This is a genomic window from Clostridium tyrobutyricum, from assembly GCF_019144085.1.
Taxonomy (GTDB): Bacteria; Bacillota; Clostridia; order Clostridiales; family Clostridiaceae; genus Clostridium_B; species Clostridium_B tyrobutyricum_A.
In genome coordinates this window covers 11,167-13,608 of record NZ_JAHHUY010000047.1, presented here as the reverse complement: position 1 = coordinate 13,608, position 2,442 = coordinate 11,167, and the positions used below count along the sequence as shown (strand labels likewise).

4 protein-coding genes are annotated in these 2,442 nt (G+C 23.1%); 1 reads left to right on the top strand and 3 read right to left on the bottom strand.

Annotated elements, in window-relative coordinates; translation table 11 throughout:
- The 3 genes from KM800_RS14330 to KM800_RS14320 form a co-directional block, all read right to left on the bottom strand.
- Positions 1-274 (bottom strand): hypothetical protein (locus KM800_RS14330; protein WP_217813691.1); only part of this gene is annotated, 274 nt, incomplete at its 3' end.
- 58 nt (positions 275-332) lie between these two features.
- Positions 333-872 carry a sigma-70 family RNA polymerase sigma factor gene (locus KM800_RS14325; RefSeq protein ID WP_217813690.1) on the bottom strand — a complete coding sequence of 180 codons (540 nt, stop codon included), beginning with the start codon at positions 870-872 and terminating at the stop codon, positions 333-335.
- 469 nt (positions 873-1,341) lie between these two features.
- Positions 1,342-1,497, bottom strand: a complete 156-nt coding sequence (locus tag KM800_RS14320; RefSeq protein WP_254906576.1) for an IS110 family transposase — start codon at positions 1,495-1,497, stop codon at positions 1,342-1,344.
- Positions 1,498-1,764: 267 nt separating this feature from the next.
- Between KM800_RS14320 and KM800_RS14315 the strand changes: the two genes are divergently transcribed.
- Positions 1,765-2,442, top strand: a 678-nt coding sequence (locus tag KM800_RS14315) for a WG repeat-containing protein (RefSeq protein WP_217813689.1), incomplete at its 3' end; no start/stop codon positions are given.

Genomic DNA, 2,442 nt, shown 5'->3' with positions numbered 1-2,442 from the left:
TTATTAAAATTAATGATATTAATAATATTAAAGTAGTTTGTCTCATAGTTAATTTGAATTGGCAGTTGTCTGAATTTTGCTCAATAGATCCCATAGTATTTTCTATTTTCTTTAATGACTCAAATATTGTTATCATCTGTTGTTTTCTTTCAGCGGAAATTATTTCAATTTTATTAACCTTTTTTTCAAACTCTTTTGCATTAATTTTAAGCTCTTCTAAATCGTCTTTTAAATCTAATACATATATACAATCCTTACAGTTTTTATTTGTCATAAACATCTCCTCATGTTAAAAATTACAAATATATTGGAAATAATATTTAATTTTCTAATTATTCAACTGCATATTTTCTTAAATTATTTAATGCCCTGTTTTTAGCTCTATTTACAGATTGTCTTGAAATATTTAATTCATTAGCTAACTCAGATACTGAAAAATCATATACAAATATCTTTTTAATAATATATTTTTGATACTGAGATAGCTTGTTCATTAAACTTGAAATAAATATACGATTATCTATTAGATTCCAGCTTTTATCTAAATAGTAATCAGAAATAATATTTAAATTTAATTCTGTCTCTCTTCTAATTAAATTTAGATGTTCTTTATATAATTGAAAATATTTACGCTTAATAGATATATGAATATATCCAATTATGTATTTATCCTCCTTAAATTTCGGATTTTTAGCTATAGGTATATCACTTATAACCTCTATTAAACATATTATTAAGTCACTGTTGGCACCAGAATAATTTAATTTTTTACTGTACTTATTAATTAAAGGTCTAAATTTTTCAATAATAATTAACATACAGTTTTTATTACCGTCTTGTGCTTTTTCTACTATAATTTTTAATTCATCCAAAATAATCCCCCCTTTTTAGCTTTTAACCTATAAAAAGGGTAAATTGTCTGTATATGTAACCTGCATTTATATAAATTAATAAAAAAGATAATATTATAAAATAGTATATGTATTAATTTGTAAAATTTATAAAAAGTTAAATTTAAATTTAACTGCTAACTATAAATTTAGTATTTTTACTTTAAATAACAACCATTATTAAACAGTTTAAAATAGGGTATAGTTTAAATATGAAAGAATAAATGTCCACTTTTTTATAAAAACTTAATAATCTGAATGATTAGGATTTGATTTTTTAGAAATATCAATAAAATTATTTGCTGATTTATTTAAACATGTGCTTGCTTTATATACAAGATAGAGGATTCTATTGCATGTAATTAATATTTTACACAGTATTTATAAAAAGATAATATCTGGTATAATAGTATTATTATAGAATAATATATATTAAATTTTAATATTTACATTATAGAGGCAAGATGGAAAGTATTGAAGAATAAAGTAATTCAAAACCTTCATGGGACTTGGATATACATAAAGAATTGTTATAAAAAGCACCATCTGAATCTATAATGCAGCAATCGTATTTGTTCTTTGCAACATCAATACCAATATAAATCATAAGAATAGTTCCTTTATAGTATTAGTACGCTATGTTCCACAAATCTTATGCCAAATAAATGTATACTTGCTATATATAAAACGTCATGCGTTATCTAACTAATTAACTGATAAGCATAAGTCAAGTGGTTAGACCCTTGATTAAAAGAGTCCAGCTATAGGTGAAAATACTAATCCACAGCATCTTATGATAATTATAGTAAAAATCTTTAAGAAAGGAAAAGTATAATGAATTTTTACTACATATTCATTATACAAGAGTGATAATATGGTAAAAAATAAATTACTAATATCTATACTATTTTTTACAATAAGCTTATTTACTCTTAATGGATGTACTAATAGTTACAGTAAAATAAATTCAGATAAAAATTTGATAGCCTTTCCATCTAGTAGTAAATATTATACAGCTCATTCTTACAGTAATAAAATAAAATGGGGGTTTATTGATGAAACTGGAAAAGTTATTATTAAACCAAAATACGATAAAGCAGTGAATTCAAGTGAAGGACTAGCTGTTATAGCACGAAATGGAAAATATGGCTATATAAATTCTGATGGCACCATAATTATTAATCCTCAATTTGAACAAGCTTTTTCGTTTAAGAATGGTGCAGCTGAAGTTGCTATTAATAATAAAGCTGCTTATATTAATAAAACTGGTAAATTTATAGTAAAACCCGAATATACTATGGTTAGTTATCTTCATAATAAAATGATAGTGGTTGCTAAAGATAATAAATATGGATTTATAAATTTAAATGGTAAAATGATTGTTAAACCCCAATATGATTATATATCATCTTTTAGTGAAAATTTAGCTGCAGTAAAAGTATACAATAAATATGGTTTCATTAACATAAAAGGTAATATAATAATTAAACCTCAATTTGAAAATGTATCTTCATTTTCAAATGGACTAGCAGGAGTTGAAGTAAATAATAAA